The organism is Massilia niabensis, from assembly GCF_042655085.1.
Taxonomy (GTDB): Bacteria; Pseudomonadota; Gammaproteobacteria; order Burkholderiales; family Burkholderiaceae_D; genus Telluria; species Telluria niabensis.
In genome coordinates, this window is sequence record NZ_JBHSMU010000015.1 from 1,290,557 (window position 1) to 1,307,091 (window position 16,535).

Sequence of the window (16,535 nt, forward strand, 5' to 3'; positions counted from 1 at the left end):
GCTTTGTTTTCCGGCCCGGGCATCCGCAGCGCGTCAAAAATCCCGGCGAAGACCGACGGCGATAGCGCGGCCGCCCCCGATGCTCGCATCGAAATCGCCCAGGCCTCCCTGGCGCCTGGTGAGCGCGGCAGTTGTGCCTTCCCGGTAATACTCCGCGAAGACCGTCAAGTCATCCGAGAGGTGGTGGTCGATGCCAAGATGGACGATGTGATCGCCATAGTTTTCCACCTTCGCAAGCATCAGTTTGAACGTGTTCCTGCCCAGGACACAGCTGCCGAACACATTCATCGCTTGATTCCCGTCGCTCGAGAAACTGCCTCGCTGGCGGTTGCCGGTGTTGAACAGCTCGTACTTGATCGCCAGGTAGAGCTTGCCGGCCTGATGGCTGGCGGACACGCCAAGCAGCCGGTCGCGCCCGTGGCCCGTGTTGCCGCGGTCATCGATGGCTGCCGCAAGGCGGGTGTTGCCGAAGGCATGGGCGGCGACGACTTGCCAGCGCCGGTCGTCGATGCGCGAGGTCGAGCGCCTGTTTCCGCCGCTGCCCGCATACGCTGCCGCCAAGGAAAAGCCGTTGAATTCCGGGCTGGACCAGGCAACAGTGTCGGCGACGCGAAAGACAGTATAGGTGGCAAAGCCGGTGTAATAGCTGCTGAACCTGTCCACCGGCGCTGCGATGACGTTGTAGTAGGGCATCCATTGCTGACCGTAGGCGAGTGTTCCGAACTTGCCCCGCAATCCAAGCTGGGCGATCCTGAGCCGCTGCCCTCCGCCGCGGCTCGCATTACCCTGATCGTAGGGGTCGCGGATCCGGAAATTTGCGGAATCAACGGGAAGTTCCAGTTGACCAGTCAGCACCAGGCCGGTGCTTAGCGAATATTCGGCTTTGATTCCCAGCCGGGAGTAGGCGTCGCGCACGGACATATAACTGTTCAGGCGCTCGGTGCGATCCGGGCTGACTGCCTCGACTTGCGTACGGAGCGAACCGTAAAAGTCGACATCGGAGCCGCCCTGGGCAGCAACGCCGGTCCAGAATATGGCGGCCGGCAGCCCGAGTGCCAGGCCGACCGGATTGACGTGCGGTTTAGCCATCGCGGGTCACCGCAGGCAGGAAGCCAGACAGGGGCCAGGTTCCCACCAATCGGGTGGAGCGGGCCATCACGTCGAGCATCAGTTCGCTCAGGCCGTCCCACACGATCTGTACGCCAAGGCACAGCAGGATGAAGGCCGTCAGGCGCAGGAAAACTGCGGTTCCGGCATCGCCGATAAGCCGCAGAAAATGCTCCCCATAGCGAAAGGCGAGATAGAGCAGCACGCCGATGATGGCCAGCGCGAGCAAGGCGCCGCCCATGCGTGCCACCGATATCACAAGGCGGACATCGTGCAGGGCGACGCCCACCGTGATGGCGACCGAGATCGATGCCGGACCGCAGCTGATCGGGAAGGTGAGGGGATAGAACGCCTGATGGTATGCGTGGTCCGAGGTGAACCCTTCGGCCAGGGCTACCCGGCTGTCGGGTGTGCTCGGCGTCGCACTGAGCAGGCGCCATGCAACGGAAGCGAGCAGCAGGCCGCCGCCGACACGGACGATGGGCAGGGAGATGCCAAAAAAATCGAGTACATAGGACCCGACCAGCATCGAACCCGTCATCAGCCAGAACATGTTGCGCGCGATGCGGCGCGCCAGCAGGGTGCGGGTTGCCGGCGATGCACCATCGGTCATACTCAGGAAGATCGGCGCCGTTGCAGCGGGATTCAGGATGGGCAGCATGGTCGCCAGCACGAAGAGAAAGCCTTTGGCGACTGCCAGCGCGAGTTCAACTGTCATGGCCGTCAGCCGCGTTACCGGTTCGCTGCTCCGACGCCTTCAGTTTCTGCTCGCGCGCGATCCAGTCTTCGATTGCGCGGCGCGCACGCCGCTTGGTGGCCTTCTCGCGCAGTGCTTCCAGGCTCAGCACGCGGTACAGCCCCACCATCACCGCCACCATCAACAGCGCAAAGGGCAGCGCGGCCACGGTAATCAGTGTCTGCAGCGCGTCCAGGCCCCCGGCGACCAGCATGGCCGTGGCGATCAGCGCGATGGCGATGCCCCAGGCGAACTTGCGCGACAGTGGTGGGTCGCCGGCGGACTCACTCGACATCAGGCCGAGTACCAGCACGGCGGAATCGGCCGAGGTGACGAAGAAGATCACCAGCAGCAGGATACTCAGGCCCGAGAGCAGCCCGGCCAGGGGCAGGACGTCATACATGCGGAACAGGACCGTCTCGTAGCCCGCTGCAAGCGCGCCGGCCATGTCCGCGCCCCCGAAGAGCTGCGCCCACAGCGCGGTACCGCCGAAGGTGGCGAACCAGGCGAAGCCGAGCAGGCTGGGCGCGACGACCACGCCGAGCACGAATTCGCGCACCGTGCGCCCGTAGGACACGCGCGCGATGAACGAGCCCACGAACGGCGACCAGGAGATCCACCACGCCCAGTAGAAGATGGTCCAGTCGGCGACCCAGGTGTTCGCGGAGAACGGCGACATGCGCAGGCTCATCTCCACCAGGTGGTCGAGGTAGCTGCCCAGTGAGGTGGTGAAGGTATCGAAGATGAAGCCGGTCGGCCCGAGCACTGCCACCGTCAGCAGCAGTACGCCGGCCAGGGCGAGGTTGAAGCTCGACAGCCACTTGATGCCGCGATCGACGCCGCTGGCGCTCGAGGCCATGTACAGCACGAAGCAGACTCCGATCACCGTCAGCTGCATGTTCAGGCCGCCCGGCAGGCCGAACACGCGGGATATCCCGGCGCTGATCTGCATGGTGCCGAAGCCAAGCGTGGTGGCCACCCCAATTGCCGTGGCAACCACGGCGACGATGTTGACCAGCTTGCCGATCCAGCCGAGGTGACGGTCGCCGATCAGCGGCTGCAACAGGTCGCTGATCAGGCCGCGCCCGTTCCGGTTGTACTGGAACCAGGCGATCGCCAACCCCATCAGCGCATAGATCGCCCACGGGTGCAGGCCCCAGTGGAAGAAGGTGTAGCGCATCGCCGCGCTTGCCGCCCGGGGCGTCATCGGCGGCAGTCCTTCAGGCGGGGTTACCAGGTGCGAGATCGGCTCGGCCGCGCCCCAGAATACCAGGCCGATGCCCATGCCGGCCGCGAACAGCATCGACAGCCAGGCGGACTTCGAGAACTGGGGTTCGGCGTCGCGCCCGCCGATCCGCAGCGCCGCAGTGGGGCCGAAGGCGAGCCAGCCGAGAAACACCAGGGTGAGGAACACGATCAGCAGGTACAACCAGCCGGCATTCTGGATGACGGTGGCGAGCGCCGCATCGCTGATTGACTTGAACCGTTGCGGCGCGACTCCTGCAACCACCGCCAGCGCGACGACCAGGAACAATGAAATACGAAAAACCATATGTGCTCCCCGTGGGGTTGGGGCCAGGCCCGGCCAAGCCGGCCTCATAGATCACGGGTCAGGTCAGGAGAGGTGTGTTGAACAAGAATAGCATCAATCGCATGGAATGCCGGTTACAGGAGGGCGGCTGCAGGGCGCCGGCGCGGGCCACCTGCGCCTTCCCGCGTTGCATATTCGACCCGCAGGGCGCATACTCGCGAGCCCGATGAGCTGTGCTCCCCAATAACCTTTTCGACGCAGCCCAGGCGTGCTTTCCGCGCTCCATCCTGGCCTGCCGCCGCGTGCATGAACGATTCGCTTGCCTTTGCCGGTTTCATGACCACCCCGCTGGAATTGATCTCGTTCGCCCTCGCGGTCACGACCGTGCTGCTCAACATCCGCCAGAACCACTGGGCCTGGCTGTTCTCGATCGCGTCCTCGGCCACCTATGCGGTCGTGTTCTTCGACGCCCGCCTGTACGGCGACAGCGGCCTGCAGCTGGTCTTCATCGCCGCCTCGGTCTGGGGCTGGAGCCAGTGGCTGCGCGGCGCAGGGGAGTCGCGCCTGGTCGTGACCCGGCTCGGCCGCGCCGGCTGGGCGCTGTCCATCGCGGCCTGGGGCGCGGCATTCCTGCTGCTGTCGTGGTACCTGAAGACCTATACAAACACCGACGTGCCGCATGCCGACGGCTTCCTCACGGCCGGCAGCCTGGTCGGCCAGTTCCTGCTGGCGCGTAAAAAAGTCGAGAACTGGCACGTATGGGTGATCGTCGACGTGCTGTATGTCGGCCTGTACGTCTTCAAGGACCTGCATGTAACGGCGGTGCTGTACGCCGTGTTCGTGGTGCTGGCCGCGCGCGGGCTGCGCGCGTGGAGCAATATCGCCGTGGCGGCGCGATGAGCGCGGTGCTGAAAATTGCCGTCCTCGGCGCCGAATCCTCGGGTAAGTCGACGCTGTGCGAAGCGCTGGCGCGGCGCTACGACACCGTCTGGGTGCCCGAATACCTGCGCGAGTTCGTCGAGTCGACGGGCCGGGTGCCGTTCGAGGGCGACCAGTTCGGGATTGCGCGCACCCAGCACGAACGCGAAGGCGCGTCCATGGCACGTGCGAACCGGGTCCTGTTCTGCGACACGACGCCCCTGATGACGGCGCTCTACAGCCGCGTGTACTGGGGGCGCGTCGATGCGCAACTGGCCGCGCTGGCGAGCCGGCACGACTACGCGCTGACGCTGGTGACGGCGCCGGATACCCCATGGATCGCCGATGGCCTGATGCGCGAATCGGAGGAGGTGCGCCAGCGGGTGTATGCGATGGTGGTGCAGGAACTGGACGTGCGCGGCATCCCCTTCGTACTGGTGCAGGGGAACCTGCCGCAGCGCGTGCGGCAGGTGGAAGCGGTGCTGAAAGTGCTGGGCGTCGGCTAAAAGTACTTAGAAGTCGAACTGTGCCGACAGGCGCACGGTGCGCGGGGCGCCCGGGAGCAGGTAGCCGCCCAGTTGCTGGGTCACGTCGCGCCAGTAGAACTTGTCCGCCAGGTTGTCGACGCGCGCACGCAGGGTGACGCTCGTCCCGCCCAGCTTCATGCCATAGGCCGCGCCCAGGCCGAACACGTGGTAGCCCGGCACATTCACCGTGTTCTCCGGATCGAAGGACTTCTCGCCGGCATACTGCCACTGGCCGCTGAGCTTCAGCCCGGGCACTGCCGGGACCGCATAATCGGCCCACAGTGTGGTCTTCAGTTCAGGCACGTTGGTCACGCGCTTGCCGTCGATCAGCGAGTCGCCCGTGCCTTTCTGCTTTGCCTGCAGGGCCATCAGGTTAGCGCCATAGCTCAAGGCGCCGCTGCTCTTCTGCGCCGCCAGTTCGAAGCCGCGATGCTGCTGGTCGCCACTGCGGACAAACGTATTCGTCGCGTCCGTGTATTCGAGCCCCTTCGTGATCTGGAACAGCGCAGCGCTGACGGCCACTCCGCCGAAATTGCCTTTGGTGCCGAGTTCGAACTGCTTCGAGCGGCTCGGGCCCAGGTCCATGTTCTCGTTGCTGGTCCCCATCTCCGCCACGCCCCCCGCATCGAGCCCGTGCGCGACCGTGCCGTACAGGTTCCATGATGGCGCGAGGCTGTACACGAGGGAGACGCCCGGCAGAACGAATGAGGCGCGGTTCGAGGCCCAGCCGAGTTCAGGCTCGGGCAGCTGGGTGCTGTCGATCTTCACGTAGCGCAGGCCCGCGTGCAGCGCCAGGTCGGGCGTGAGCGTGATGATGTCCTGCACGAACAGGGAGCGCTCGCGGTCGCGGAAGCGCTCGCTCACCGGCCCGGTCACAGGGTTGCCGGGCGCCGGATCGACGACCTGGTTGTTGTAGATGTTGCTGGAGCCCGCGTAGTCGTAGACGTAGTCGCCGTAGCGGTTGTGGCGTTCGGCATAGGCGACGCCGGCGGTGAGCACGTGGCGCAGGCCGGCCGCGGCGAAGTGGCCCTGTACATGGGCCTGGATGCCGAACGGGGTCTTGCGCTCGCCGGTGCTCTGGTAGTCATAGACATCGTAGTCGCCGTTCGAGCAGTAGCCCGGATAGAAGCCTTCGCCTTCGTTGCTGCAGCCGTAGGGGAAGGCGGTGAAATCGTCGCGCTTGAACCAGTGCTTGTTGGCCGTGACGACGGCGCGCCACTCGGCGTTCAGGCGGTAGTCGAAGCGCAGGCCGAGGTTGGCGCTGTCGGTGTCGACCGGTTTCGTCCATGGCTGCGCGTTGAGCAGGGTCTTCGGCGACACGTTCTGCGGCCGGGCGACACCGCGGATCAGCTGGTAGCCGGGGGCGGTGATTTGCTCCTTGTGCTGGAAGTCCATGTCCAGCTGGAGGAGGGCATCGGGCGTGATCTGCCAGTCGAATGCGCCGGAGGCGAACTGGCGCTTGCCGTCGGCGCCTTCCACGTAAGAGCGCAGGCGCTCGGCGGCGGCATTGATACGGTAACCGAAGCGGCGGTCCTCGAAGCGCCCGCCCAGGTCGACCGCGCCGTACAGCGTGCCGCGCTCGCGCGCTTCGACCGTCACCGAACGCAGCGGCGCCTCGGTCGGGCGCTTGGTGACGAAGTTCAGGATCCCGCCGGGCGCGGCCAGGCCCGCCTGCATGCCGGCCACGCCCTTGAGCAGCTCGAAGCGCTCCTTGTTTTCCAGCGGGATCTGGGTGTCGGCCGGAATGGCGATGCCGTCCTTGCGGTAGCCCGTGTTGTTGTTCAACATGAAGCCGCGCACCGAGAACTGCTCGGCATAGCCGATGGCGTTGTAGGCGTCGCCGACCGAGGCGTCATAGGCGACCGCTTCGCTGGCGCTGCGGATCGACAGGTCCTGCATCTGGCCGCGGTCGATGGCGGTGATCGAGCTCGGGGTGTCGATGATGGCCGTTTCGCCGAAGCCGCCGACGCTGGCGCGCTCGCTGACCGACCATTTGCTGCCGGTCACGTGAACCGAGGCAATCGGCTCGGCCGTCTGGGCGGACGCGTTAACGCTGAAAGCCTGCGCGATGGCGCAGGCGAGGAGGGAATGCTTCAACACTGGTGTCATTGGTGTGCTCAGGATTTGAGCGACGCGAACGTGCGAACGCGGCGCTTTTAAACAAAAAGCCGGAGCCAACGTGGGGGAAGGGCAAACAAAGATGGGGACTGCGTTGCGCTTTCCTTCGCTGGCATTATCCAGATCAGGTACGAAGGGTATCTCTCACCCGGAACGCGAATTCCAGGACCCCTAGCGAGCCGCGAGTGTACCACGGCCCGGGCGGGCCGTGGTGGTTCTGTCAATTACACTTCCGCCGTTTCCCGCAGCGGCGAGGCGTGCTCGTGGTGCGAGCGCGCATGCAGCAGGTGGCGCTGCAGCGTTGCGCGCGCGCCGTCGCCGATGGCGCGCCAGTAGTCGCGACGCTGGGCCGCGCGCTTGCGGTGCTTGGACGGCATGTCGGCTAGCGGCTTGAGGTAGAAGGGCAGGGCGATCAGCCAGGCGTTGCCGGGCATCTCGACGCCGCCCAGGATTTTCCAGAAGCCGTCATAGGCGTTGGCGAAGTGCTTGACGTCCTGCGGGTCGTAGGCAATGTGCGAGGTGCACTTCACGGCCAGCACCTGCTCCATCCCGACCGCCTGCGCCACGCCCTGCATCGCCGCGAAGCAGAAGAAGCTGGGCGAATTGTTCGGGAAGCAGCGCTCGAAGGCCTCGAAGGCTTCGTTCGATTCGTTCCAGCGCCCTTGGTTGCGCGCAATAAAGGGCACCAGCGGCCTCGGCACGCCGGCAATGGCCCCATCGATCCAGGAGAAGGACAGCCGGTGCAGCACCTTGCCGTCGGCGATCAGCGCCAGCGTCAGGTCGCCCTCGGCATTCATGCGCGAGGCCATCTCGAGCCGGATCAGGAATTCGCTCTCGTCGACGGTATGCCGCCACAGCGTCAGGCCGCCCGCCGCGTACACCGCCTGCTTGTAGGCGGCGTTGAAGGTCGTCTCCTCGAAGCGGTAATGCGACAGCACGCACTGCACACGCTGGCGTGCGCTCAGGCCCTGCACCAGGTAGCCGCGGTGGCTCAGGTGGTGGAAGGGATCGTCGCCGGGCGCGGCCATCACATAGTTGCGGTAGACATCGAGCTGGCACAGGGCGGCATGGTCGCGGTAAAACAGCATGACGCGGGCGCTGCGCAGGGTCGACAGCACCCAGGAGGTGAACGGCAGCCGCCTGCGATGGGCCAGCCAGTGGCGGGTGAGGTGAGCGAGGATCATGGGGCGGTCCTTCGAAGACGTCGGGTTGCGGACAGGTTCATGGTGTCCTACCTGACGGCCTCGGGAGGTGAGATTGCTCAAGAGAAACAAATTCTTTAGGGCAATATTCCTCTTGGCACGGCCGCGCGCTGTCAACATGGTTCTTCCCTCAGGCGTATCTGTTTTTGTGTCGAACGTTCACGTTCGTTTCCTGAAAGATACCATACGTCACGGGCGCGGCCCCGCCAAATTCTGTTCCATACTCGTGGCTCCACCATGGCGGAGGGGAAGATGGCTTACGAACTGTTCTATTGGCCCGGCATTCAGGGACGGGGCGAATTCGTCCGCCTGGTGCTGGAAGAAGCAGGCGAAGATTACGCGGACGTGGCGCGCGGGCCGGGCGGGGTCGACGCCATGATGGCCGCGCTGAAGGAAGGCCCGACACCGGCGTTCGCGCCGCCTTTCCTGCGGGCCGGCGGCATGACGATCGGCCAGACGGCGGCAATCCTGATGTTCCTCGGCGAACGCCACGGCCTGGCGCCGCAAGACACGGCCGGGCGCCTCTGGACCCATCAACTGCAGCTGACCGTCGCCGACCTGGTCGCCGAGGCCCACGACACCCACCATCCGCTCGGCGCCGGCCTGTATTACGAAGACCAGAAGGAAGAGGCGCGCCGGCGGGCTGCGCAATTCACCGCGGAGCGCATCCCGAAATTCCTGAATTATTTCGGGCATGTGCTGGGCGAGCAGGACTTCCTGCTGGGGGCGCAACTCACCTATGCCGACCTGTCGCTGTTCCAGGTGCTCGAGGGCCTCGACTATGCCTTCCCGAACGCACTCGTGCGCACGCTGGCCGAGCACCCGAACCTGGCCGCTTTCCGCCAGCGCATCGCCACGCGCCCGCGCCTTGCCGCCTATCTGAGCTCGCCGCGCCGGCTGCCGTTCAACGAGGAGGGCATTTTCCGGCGCTACCCGGAGCTCGATACCTAGGGCTTAGTCCCAGGCTGGCGCGAACTCGGGGCCGACCAGGCGTTCGCCGCGGTCGAATGCGTCGATGGCGGCGATGTCAGCGGATGCCAGCACGAGCTGCGCCGCAGCCAGGTTGGCCGCCAGATTGGCGCGCTGCGTTGACGAAGGAATGACCGCGTGGCCCTTGGCCAGCGACCAGGCCAGGGCGACCTGCGCCGGCGTGGCCTGCAGGCGGGCCGCGATGCCTCGCACGGTCGGATCCTTGAGCACCTTGCCGTAGGCCAGCGGCATGTACGCCGTCAACCGGATGCCGTGGGCCGCTGCGAAGGCGGCGACGGCGCGGTTTTGCAGGTAGGGGTGCAGCTCGACCTGGTTGGTGGCGATGTTGGGCGCGCCCACCGCATCGATCGCCTCGGTCAGGAGCGGAATCGTGAAGTTGGAGACGCCAATCGCCCGCGTCAGGCCGAGTGCGCGCGCTTCCAGCAGCGCCGCCATCGATTCGGCCACCGCTACCTTGCCGCCCGGGGAGGGCCAATGGATCAGCGTCAGGTCGAGGCTGTCGAGGCGCAGTTTGTGCAGGCTTTGTTTCAGGCTCGGGATGAGGGCGTCGCCGGCCAGGTGATCGATCCAGATCTTGGTGGTGACGAAGACCTCGCCGCGCGGCACGCCGCTGTTGGCGAGTGCTGCGCCGACCTCAGCCTCGTTCCCATAGATCTGGGCGGTGTCGATGTGACGGTAGCCGAGGTCGAGGGCATTGGCGACGCTGTCAATGGCCTGCTGGCCCTGCAGGCGGAAAGTGCCGGCGCCGATGGTAGGGAGGTTCATGTCGGGTTCCTTGATGTATTGAGTCTTAAACGAGTATCAAACAAGTGCGTCGGTACGGGTGGGTGTGCGCAGCGCACGGGTATCGCGGCGGTCGAGGTGGCCGGCAAAGGTGGTCAGGGTCAGCGCGCCGAGGACGATGGCGGCGCCGATCGGTGGCGTCGCCATCAGGCCGAGCTCCCCCACGACCAGGCCGCCGCCCCAGGCGCCGAGGGCGATGCCGAGGTTGAAGGCGGCGATGTTCAGGCCGGATGCCATGTCGAGTGCGCCAGGCGCATCGCGTTCGGCGCGCTGGACGACATACAGCTGCAGCGCCGGCACGTTGCCGAAGGCGACCGCGCCCCAGGCCAGCACCGTGGCCACCACCAGCACCGGGTGCGGTGCGGTGAAACTCAGCACGGCCAGGACGGCGGCAAGCAGCCCGAACACGACCTGGAGGGCGCGCACCGGTCCCTTGCGGTCGGCCAGCCGGCCGCCCCAGATATTGCCGGCTGCGACCGATACGCCATACACCAGCATCACCAGGCTCACACTCGACGGCGCGAAGCCGGCCACGTCCTGCAGGATCGGTGCGAGATAGGTAAAGGCGATGAACGAGCCGCCGTAGCCGAGCGTCGTGATCGCATACACCAGCAGCAGGCGCGGTTTCTTCAGCACGGCGAACTGCTCGGCCAGGCGGGCAGGCTTGGCTCCACCGATCGACGCCGGCACCAGCAGCCAGCTGCCGATCATCGCCACCACGCCGAGCAGGGCGACGGCGAGAAACGTCGATTGCCAGCCGAACTGCTGGCCGATCCAGGTGCCGAGCGGCACCCCGGTCACCAGGGCCACGGTCAGGCCGGTGAACATCAGCGCGATCGCGCGCGCCGCCTGGGCTTTCGGCACCAGGCTGGTGGCGATCGTCGAACCGATCGAAAAGAACACGCCGTGCGCCAGGCCGGTCAGGACGCGCGCCGCCATCAAGGATGCGTAACCGGGCGCCACCGAGGCGACGAGGTTGCCGACGGTGAACAGCAGCATCAACCCGATCAGGAGCTGCTTGCGCGGCACGCGGGCGGTCAGGGCCGTGAGCACGGGGGCGCCGACCGCGACGCCAAGCGCATACACGCTCACGAGCAGGCCGGCGGAAGGGACGGACACGCCGAGGCTGGCGGCCACATCCGGAATGAGGCCGACGATCACGAATTCGGTGGTGCCGATGGCGAAAGCGCTCAAGGTGAGCGCCCAGAGGGCAAGTGGCATGGTTTCTCCTGTAGCCGATGAAAGGAAGCGCAGTGTGCGCGGATCGGCTCGGGAGAAAAATGCTCTGGCGTAGAATACACTTTTGACTGGGAGTCACGAATGATCGATGTCGAGGCCTTGATTGCCTTCTCCGCCGTCATGGATACGGGGTCGTTCACGATGGCCGCGCAGCAACTCGGGCAGACGCCCTCGGGCGTGTCGCGCACCATCGCCCGGCTCGAGAAGCAGCTCGGCCTGACGCTGCTGCAGCGGACCACCCGCCGCCTACACCTGACCGACGAGGGCGCCTGGCTGCTGGCGCGGGCGCGCACCCTGCTGGCCGAGCTGGCCAATACGGAAGCCGAGGCGGCCGCGCGGCGCTCGCAGCCGGCCGGCCTGGTGCGCGTGAATGCGGCAACGCCCGCACTCGACCACCTGCTCGCGCCCCTGGTGCCGGCCTTCCTCGACGCCTATCCGCTGGTGCAGCTGGAACTGACGAGCGGCGAAACCGTGGTCGACCTGATCGAGGAACGGGCCGACCTGGCGATTCGCATCGGACACCTGCCGGATTCGACGCTGAACGCGCGCCGCCTCGGATCCAGCCGCATCCGCGTACTGGCTGCGCCCGCCTACCTGGAGCGCCACCGAATGCCGGACACGGTGGACGACCTGGCCCGGCACCGCCTGCTGGGCTTTTCCGCGCCGGCTTCACTCAATACCTGGCCGCTCAGGCATGACGGCGGCGAGGGCTTGACGGTCGAGCCGGCGGTGACGGCCTCGAGTGGAGAGACGGTGCGCCACCTGGCGCTGGCCGGGGCCGGCATTGCCTCCTTGTCCGGCTTCCTGACGCGCGACGACCTCGCTGCCGGGCGCCTGGTCCCGGTGCTGCCTGAGGCGGCGCTGCCCTGGACCCAGCCGGTATGGGCGGTGTTCTACAAGCAGGGCGCGCTGGCGCCGCGCGTGGCTGCGCTGGTGGATTTCCTGGCGCGCGAGCTGGGGAGCAGGCTGGATGGATAGTTCCGCCTTGGCGCTTCGCCTTCGTGCCACCTTGACGTACTTGCTTGGCGCATCGCAGCATCGACAACCGTTGCGTGAACTTCGAGCGGGCGCTACGCTCATAAAGCAGTACAAACCGATAACAAGCGCCGCATTTACAACCCGTACAACCCGTCCAACACATCCCGAAAGGAAAGCGTCATGAGTTCAGAGGTCAAGCCGGTCGAAGAGGGCATGCACACCATCACCCCGCACCTGGTCTGTGCAAACTGCCACGAGGCAATCGAGTTCTACAAGAAAGCCTTCGGCGCGGAAGAAGTCATGCGCATGCCGATGCCCGACGGCAAAGTCGGCCACGCCATGTTGCGCATCGGCGATTCGCCCCTGTTCCTCGCTGACGAATATCCCGACTACGGTTCGTTCGGGCCGCTCGCGCTGAAGGGTTCGCCCGTCACGATCCACCTCTCCGTGCCGAACGTCGACCAGGTATGGGAACGCGCGGTTGCCGCCGGCGCCACGGTGCGCATGGCGCTGGCCGACCAGTTCTGGGGCGACCGTTATGGCCAGCTCGACGACCCCTTCGGCCACCGCTGGTCGCTCGCCACCCACATCCGCGACGTGTCGCCGCAAGAGATGGACGAAGCGATGAAAAACGAAGCGGCGACGGGCGGCTGCGCCTGAGAACCGATCAGTCTTAGGCTACAGGCGGCTGCAGGTGATCGTAAAGGATCAGGCTGCCGATCGTGATCAACACGATTCCCCCAAGCAGCTCGGCGCGCTTGCCTACGAGCGCACCGAGCCCGCGTCCCAGCATCACGCCCAGCGTCACCATGACGAAGGTGGCAAAGCCGATCGCGGCCGCGGTCATGAGGATGTTCGCATCGATGAATGCCAGGCCGGCGCCGACGATCAGCGCATCGATGCTGGTCGCCATGCCGGTCAGGGCCAGGCGCATGAACGAGTGGCTGTTGGGCTTGTCTTCGCCCTGCTCGGGCGCGCTGCAGCCCTCGCGGATCATGCGCAGGCCGAGCAGGCCCAGCAACACGAAGGCGATCCAGTGGTCCCAGGCCTCGACATACGGCGCGGCCGCATTCCCGAGCGCCCAGCCGAGCAGCGGCGTGAGCCCTTCGATGACGCCGAAAATGGCGCCGGTACGCAGGGCCTCGCGCCACTGCGGCCGCTGCAGGGCTGCGCCCTTGCCGACGGCGGCGGCGAACGCATCGGTGGACATGGCGAGGGCGAGGGAGGCGGTAGCGACAAAATTCATGGAGTGTTCTTATCAAGCGAAGGCACGGGCAGGTTGGGAACGCCCGTTCAAGCGCGTGCATTGTACCCGAGGTGGCGCCGGCAAAGCCCAGCAGCAAGGGGAGGGAGCGACGCGGCCGGGGGGGGTGAAAGCGCAAGCGTGAACATTTGCACAAGACCGGTACGCAACGTAGACTGGGCCTTCGGCCTTGGCCTTGGCCTTGACCCCGCCGGTAACCCGCAACCACAGGAGGACAGCTTGGACAATACCGACATCAGCGCACTCGACATCGTGATCGTGCCGCCCACGCACGACCTCGGCGACGGCTTCAAGGTACGGCGCGCGCTGCCGAGCCGCGAGCGCCGCATGGTCGGCCCCTTCGTTTTCCTCGACCAGATGGGCCCGCACGTATTCGAACCCGGCCGCGGCCTCGACGTGCGGCCCCATCCGCACGTCTGCCTGGCCACCGTCACTTACCTGTTCGACGGCGAAATCCTGCACCGCGACAGCGTCGGCAGCGTGCAGCCGATCCGGCCCGGCGAAGTCAACTGGATGACCGCGGGCAAGGGCATCGTCCACTCGGAACGCACCGACAGCGTCCTGCGCCAGGGCGCCTCGAACCTGTTCGGCCTGCAATGCTGGGTGGCACTGCCCAGCCGCCACGAGGAGACCGATCCCGCATTCGCCCATATCGAGGCCGGCGAGCTGCCCGTCATCGAAGGCGAGGGCGTGAGCGCACGGGTCGTGGCCGGCAGCTACTGGGGCAAGCGTGCGCCGGTTCCCGCCTTGTCCAGCATGTTCTATGTGGATGTGCGCCTGGCCCCCGGTGCGCGCGTCGGCATGCCGCCGGAATACGCAGAGCAGGCGCTCTATATAGTCGCCGGGCGGCTCGACCTCGGGCGCGACGGCGTGTTCGAGGCGGGCCAGCTGGTGGTGCTCAAACCAGGGGCGCACGTCGTGCTGGCCGCGCCGGGACCCGGCGAAACGCGGGTGATGCTGCTGGGCGGCGAACCGCTGGACGGCCCGCGCTATCTGTCCTGGAATTTCGTCGCCAGTTCCGAGGAACGGATCGAGCAGGCCAAGCGAGACTGGCAAGCCGGCGCATTTCCCCAGGTGCCGGGCGAAACCGAATTCATTCCCTTGCCCGAGCAGAAGGGCAAGCCGGTGCGTTATCCCTGAGCTTGATTCCTGCTCCCTGGCGGGGCGCCCAGGCCTCCCGCCAAACATAGTCTAACAACAACATTAATCAAGGCTTATTCATGCTCTCCCGTCAATTTTATTATTTCCACATAGAAACTAATATCCAGCACCGTCACGCCGGTTCCATTGTCCGGTTTCCAGCCCCTGTCATCGCAATGGTGCAGCCATGAATGCCGCTGATGTCCAGCGCATCGCCGCCTTTTCCGACGGCGCGCAAGGAGGCAACCCGGCCGGTGTCTGGATCGGCGCGGCCCTGCCGCCGGAGGCGGAGATGCAACGCGTGGCGCAGGAGATCGGCTATTCGGAAACCGCCTTCGCCGCCCCATTCGAGGATGGCTGGCGCGTGCGCTATTTTTCGCCGGAAGCCGAAGTGCCATTCTGCGGCCACGCCACCATTGCGCTCGGGGCCGCGCTCGCCGCCCGCCAGGGCGACGGCGTCTATGCGCTGGCGCTGAACGAGGCCGGCATTACCGTGGAAGGCCGGCGCGAGGCGGGCGCGGACGGGACGCTGCTGGTATCGGCCGCGCTGCAATCTCCGCCCACGCACAGCAGCCCAGCCCCGGCGCCTGCCGTGGAACGCGCGCTGGCGCTGTTCGGCTACCGCCAGGAGGATCTCGACCCGCGCATCCCGCCGGCGCTGGCCCACGGCGGCGCGCCGCACCTGGTGCTGGCGCTGCGCAGCCGGGCGCTGCTGTCGGCGATGCGTTATGAACTCGATGCCGGGCGCGCCTTCATGCGCGAGCTGGGCATTGTGACCGTCGTGCTGGCGTGGGCGGAAACGCCGACCCTGTTCCACACGCGCAATCCCTTCGCCGCCGGCGGTGTTTATGAAGACCCTGCCACTGGCGCCGGCACCGCGGCGCTGGCCGGCTACCTGCGCGATATCGGCTGGCCGCATGGCGGCGGCATCGATGTCGTCCAGGGCGAGGACATGGGCATGCGCTCGCGCCTGCATGCCAGCATCGGGCCCGAGCAGGGTGGGTCGATCCGCGTATCCGGCACGGCCCGGCCGCTGTAGTTATTGAACATGGGTTACTGACTCACCGGTTTTGTCAAATTGGAATTAGAGGGGGAAAAGCCCGCTTACTCATCAATTAAGAATTTCTCCAAAGATTGATAATTATCAGGAAAGAAGTTTTCCACAATTAAACAATCTTAGGAGTAACACCTCATGGAACTGTGCCAAGCAAACGTCGCCACCCAAGGAACCGCCATGTCGATGGGTCCCGTCGCCGCAGTCCATGAGGTGTCCAGGACAACCGAGCGCCTGCCGTTCACCATCCGCCGGGTCGAGAACGAGGATGATTTGCTCAAGGCGGTACGCGTCCGTTACGACGCCTATGCACGGCACGTTCCCGACTTTGCCCGTTCCCTGGCCCTGCCGGAAGCAGCCGACTATGAGAGCGACACTATCGTCCTGCTGGCCGAGTCCAAGCTCGACGGCACGGCGCTGGGCACTGCCCGCATCCGTACCAATATCCACCACCCACTGCACATCGAGGAATCGGTCATGCTGCCCCAATGGCTGCAGGGACGCAGGCTGGGCGAGGTCGAACGACTTGGTGTCAACCAGGGGCGGATCGGCCATGTGGTCAAGGTAGCGCTGGTCAAGGCCTTCTTCGAGTACTTCGAGAACAATGGCTTCGACTATGCCGTCATCACCGGCCGCGCTCCGGTCGACCGCCAGTACGAACAGCTGATGTTCACCGATGTGTTCGGTGAAAAGGAAATGGTGCCGATGCGTCACATCGGCGATATACCGCATCGCGTCATGGCCTTCGAGATCGCCACCGGCGAGGCGCGCTGGACCGCGGCGGCCCATCCGATGCTCAAGTTCTTCCGCCACACGCACCATCCGGACATCAATGTCGGCCCGAAGGCCGAGCCGTGTTTCAGCGCGCCGCGTGTCCCACAGCGTGCACCGGCGGCATCAACCAGTGTTGCGATGCGCGAACTGGCCCTCGCCTGAATATCGATATTG

At 65.9% G+C, this 16,535-nt stretch carries 16 protein-coding genes and 1 riboswitch; of the genes, 8 read left to right on the forward strand and 8 right to left on the reverse strand.

What is annotated here, in order from left to right:
- Positions 1 to 33: 33 nt before the first annotated feature.
- The 3 genes from ACFPN5_RS20190 to ACFPN5_RS20200 are packed head-to-tail and all read right to left on the reverse strand — an operon-like array spanning position 34 to position 3,395.
- Positions 34 to 1,089, reverse strand: a complete 1,056-nt coding sequence (locus ACFPN5_RS20190; protein WP_379785591.1) for a porin — start codon at positions 1,087 to 1,089, stop codon at positions 34 to 36.
- Positions 1,082 to 1,825 carry a MarC family protein gene (locus tag ACFPN5_RS20195; protein WP_379785592.1) on the reverse strand — a complete coding sequence of 248 codons (744 nt, stop codon included), beginning with the start codon at positions 1,823 to 1,825 and terminating at the stop codon, positions 1,082 to 1,084. The genes ACFPN5_RS20190 and ACFPN5_RS20195 overlap by 8 nt, the downstream gene beginning before the upstream one ends.
- Positions 1,815 to 3,395 (reverse strand): BCCT family transporter, encoded by a 1,581-nt coding sequence (locus tag ACFPN5_RS20200; RefSeq protein WP_379785593.1) that lies wholly within the window; start codon positions 3,393 to 3,395, stop codon positions 1,815 to 1,817. Before ACFPN5_RS20200 ends, ACFPN5_RS20195 begins: the two co-directional genes overlap by 11 nt.
- A gap of 285 nt (positions 3,396 to 3,680) precedes the next feature.
- Between ACFPN5_RS20200 and pnuC the strand changes: the two genes are divergently transcribed.
- Entirely contained in the window at positions 3,681 to 4,274 is a 594-nt protein-coding gene (gene pnuC / locus ACFPN5_RS20205) for a nicotinamide riboside transporter PnuC (RefSeq protein WP_379785594.1), read from the forward strand.
- Positions 4,271 to 4,798, forward strand: a complete 528-nt coding sequence (locus ACFPN5_RS20210; protein WP_379785595.1) for an AAA family ATPase — start codon at positions 4,271 to 4,273, stop codon at positions 4,796 to 4,798. Before pnuC ends, ACFPN5_RS20210 begins: the two co-directional genes overlap by 4 nt.
- A 6-nt stretch (positions 4,799 to 4,804) precedes the next feature.
- On the opposite strand, the gene ACFPN5_RS20215 is transcribed toward ACFPN5_RS20210, so the two are convergent.
- Complete coding sequence (locus ACFPN5_RS20215) at positions 4,805 to 6,919, reverse strand: TonB-dependent siderophore receptor (RefSeq protein ID WP_379785749.1); 2,115 nt, start codon at positions 6,917 to 6,919, stop codon at positions 4,805 to 4,807.
- 102 nt (positions 6,920 to 7,021) lie between these two features.
- A riboswitch (TPP riboswitch) is annotated at positions 7,022 to 7,120 on the reverse strand.
- 41 nt (positions 7,121 to 7,161) lie between these two features.
- On the reverse strand, positions 7,162 to 8,121 hold the full coding sequence (locus ACFPN5_RS20220) for a DUF535 family protein (RefSeq protein ID WP_379785596.1): 960 nt from the start codon (positions 8,119 to 8,121) through the stop codon (positions 7,162 to 7,164).
- Between the two features lie 270 nt (positions 8,122 to 8,391).
- On the opposite strand from ACFPN5_RS20220, the gene ACFPN5_RS20225 reads away from it, so the two are divergent.
- Positions 8,392 to 9,090, forward strand: a complete 699-nt coding sequence (locus tag ACFPN5_RS20225) for a glutathione S-transferase (protein WP_379785597.1) — start codon at positions 8,392 to 8,394, stop codon at positions 9,088 to 9,090.
- A 3-nt stretch (positions 9,091 to 9,093) separates the two neighbouring features.
- Here ACFPN5_RS20225 and dkgB read toward each other — a convergent pair whose 3' ends face one another.
- A complete protein-coding gene (gene dkgB, locus ACFPN5_RS20230; protein WP_379785598.1) occupies positions 9,094 to 9,894 on the reverse strand; it encodes a 2,5-didehydrogluconate reductase DkgB in 801 nt (266 codons plus the stop codon).
- A gap of 36 nt (positions 9,895 to 9,930) precedes the next feature.
- On the reverse strand, positions 9,931 to 11,133 hold the full coding sequence (locus tag ACFPN5_RS20235; RefSeq protein ID WP_379785599.1) for an MFS transporter: 1,203 nt from the start codon (positions 11,131 to 11,133) through the stop codon (positions 9,931 to 9,933).
- 99 nt (positions 11,134 to 11,232) lie between these two features.
- Here ACFPN5_RS20235 and ACFPN5_RS20240 point away from each other — a divergent pair, with 99 nt between their 5' ends.
- Both ACFPN5_RS20240 and ACFPN5_RS20245 read left to right on the forward strand, forming a co-directional pair.
- Positions 11,233 to 12,129, forward strand: a complete 897-nt coding sequence (locus ACFPN5_RS20240; protein ID WP_379785600.1) for a LysR family transcriptional regulator — start codon at positions 11,233 to 11,235, stop codon at positions 12,127 to 12,129.
- A gap of 180 nt (positions 12,130 to 12,309) precedes the next feature.
- Positions 12,310 to 12,789 carry a VOC family protein gene (locus tag ACFPN5_RS20245; protein WP_379785601.1) on the forward strand — a complete coding sequence of 160 codons (480 nt, stop codon included), beginning with the start codon at positions 12,310 to 12,312 and terminating at the stop codon, positions 12,787 to 12,789.
- 13 nt (positions 12,790 to 12,802) lie between these two features.
- Here the strand turns inward: ACFPN5_RS20245 and mntP are convergent, their stop codons facing one another.
- Complete coding sequence (gene mntP, locus ACFPN5_RS20250; protein ID WP_379785602.1) at positions 12,803 to 13,375, reverse strand: manganese efflux pump MntP; 573 nt, start codon at positions 13,373 to 13,375, stop codon at positions 12,803 to 12,805.
- 237 nt (positions 13,376 to 13,612) lie between these two features.
- Between mntP and ACFPN5_RS20255 the strand changes: the two genes are divergently transcribed.
- The 3 genes from ACFPN5_RS20255 to ACFPN5_RS20265 all read left to right on the forward strand — a co-directional run bounded on the left by ACFPN5_RS20255 (position 13,613) and on the right by ACFPN5_RS20265 (position 16,523).
- A complete protein-coding gene (locus ACFPN5_RS20255) occupies positions 13,613 to 14,533 on the forward strand; it encodes a pirin family protein (protein ID WP_379785603.1) in 921 nt (306 codons plus the stop codon).
- A 187-nt stretch (positions 14,534 to 14,720) separates the two neighbouring features.
- Positions 14,721 to 15,572, forward strand: a complete 852-nt coding sequence (locus ACFPN5_RS20260; RefSeq protein WP_379785604.1) for a PhzF family phenazine biosynthesis protein — start codon at positions 14,721 to 14,723, stop codon at positions 15,570 to 15,572.
- A 153-nt stretch (positions 15,573 to 15,725) separates the two neighbouring features.
- Positions 15,726 to 16,523, forward strand: a complete 798-nt coding sequence (locus ACFPN5_RS20265; protein ID WP_379785605.1) for an N-acyl amino acid synthase FeeM domain-containing protein — start codon at positions 15,726 to 15,728, stop codon at positions 16,521 to 16,523.
- Positions 16,524 to 16,535: the final 12 nt, after the last annotated feature.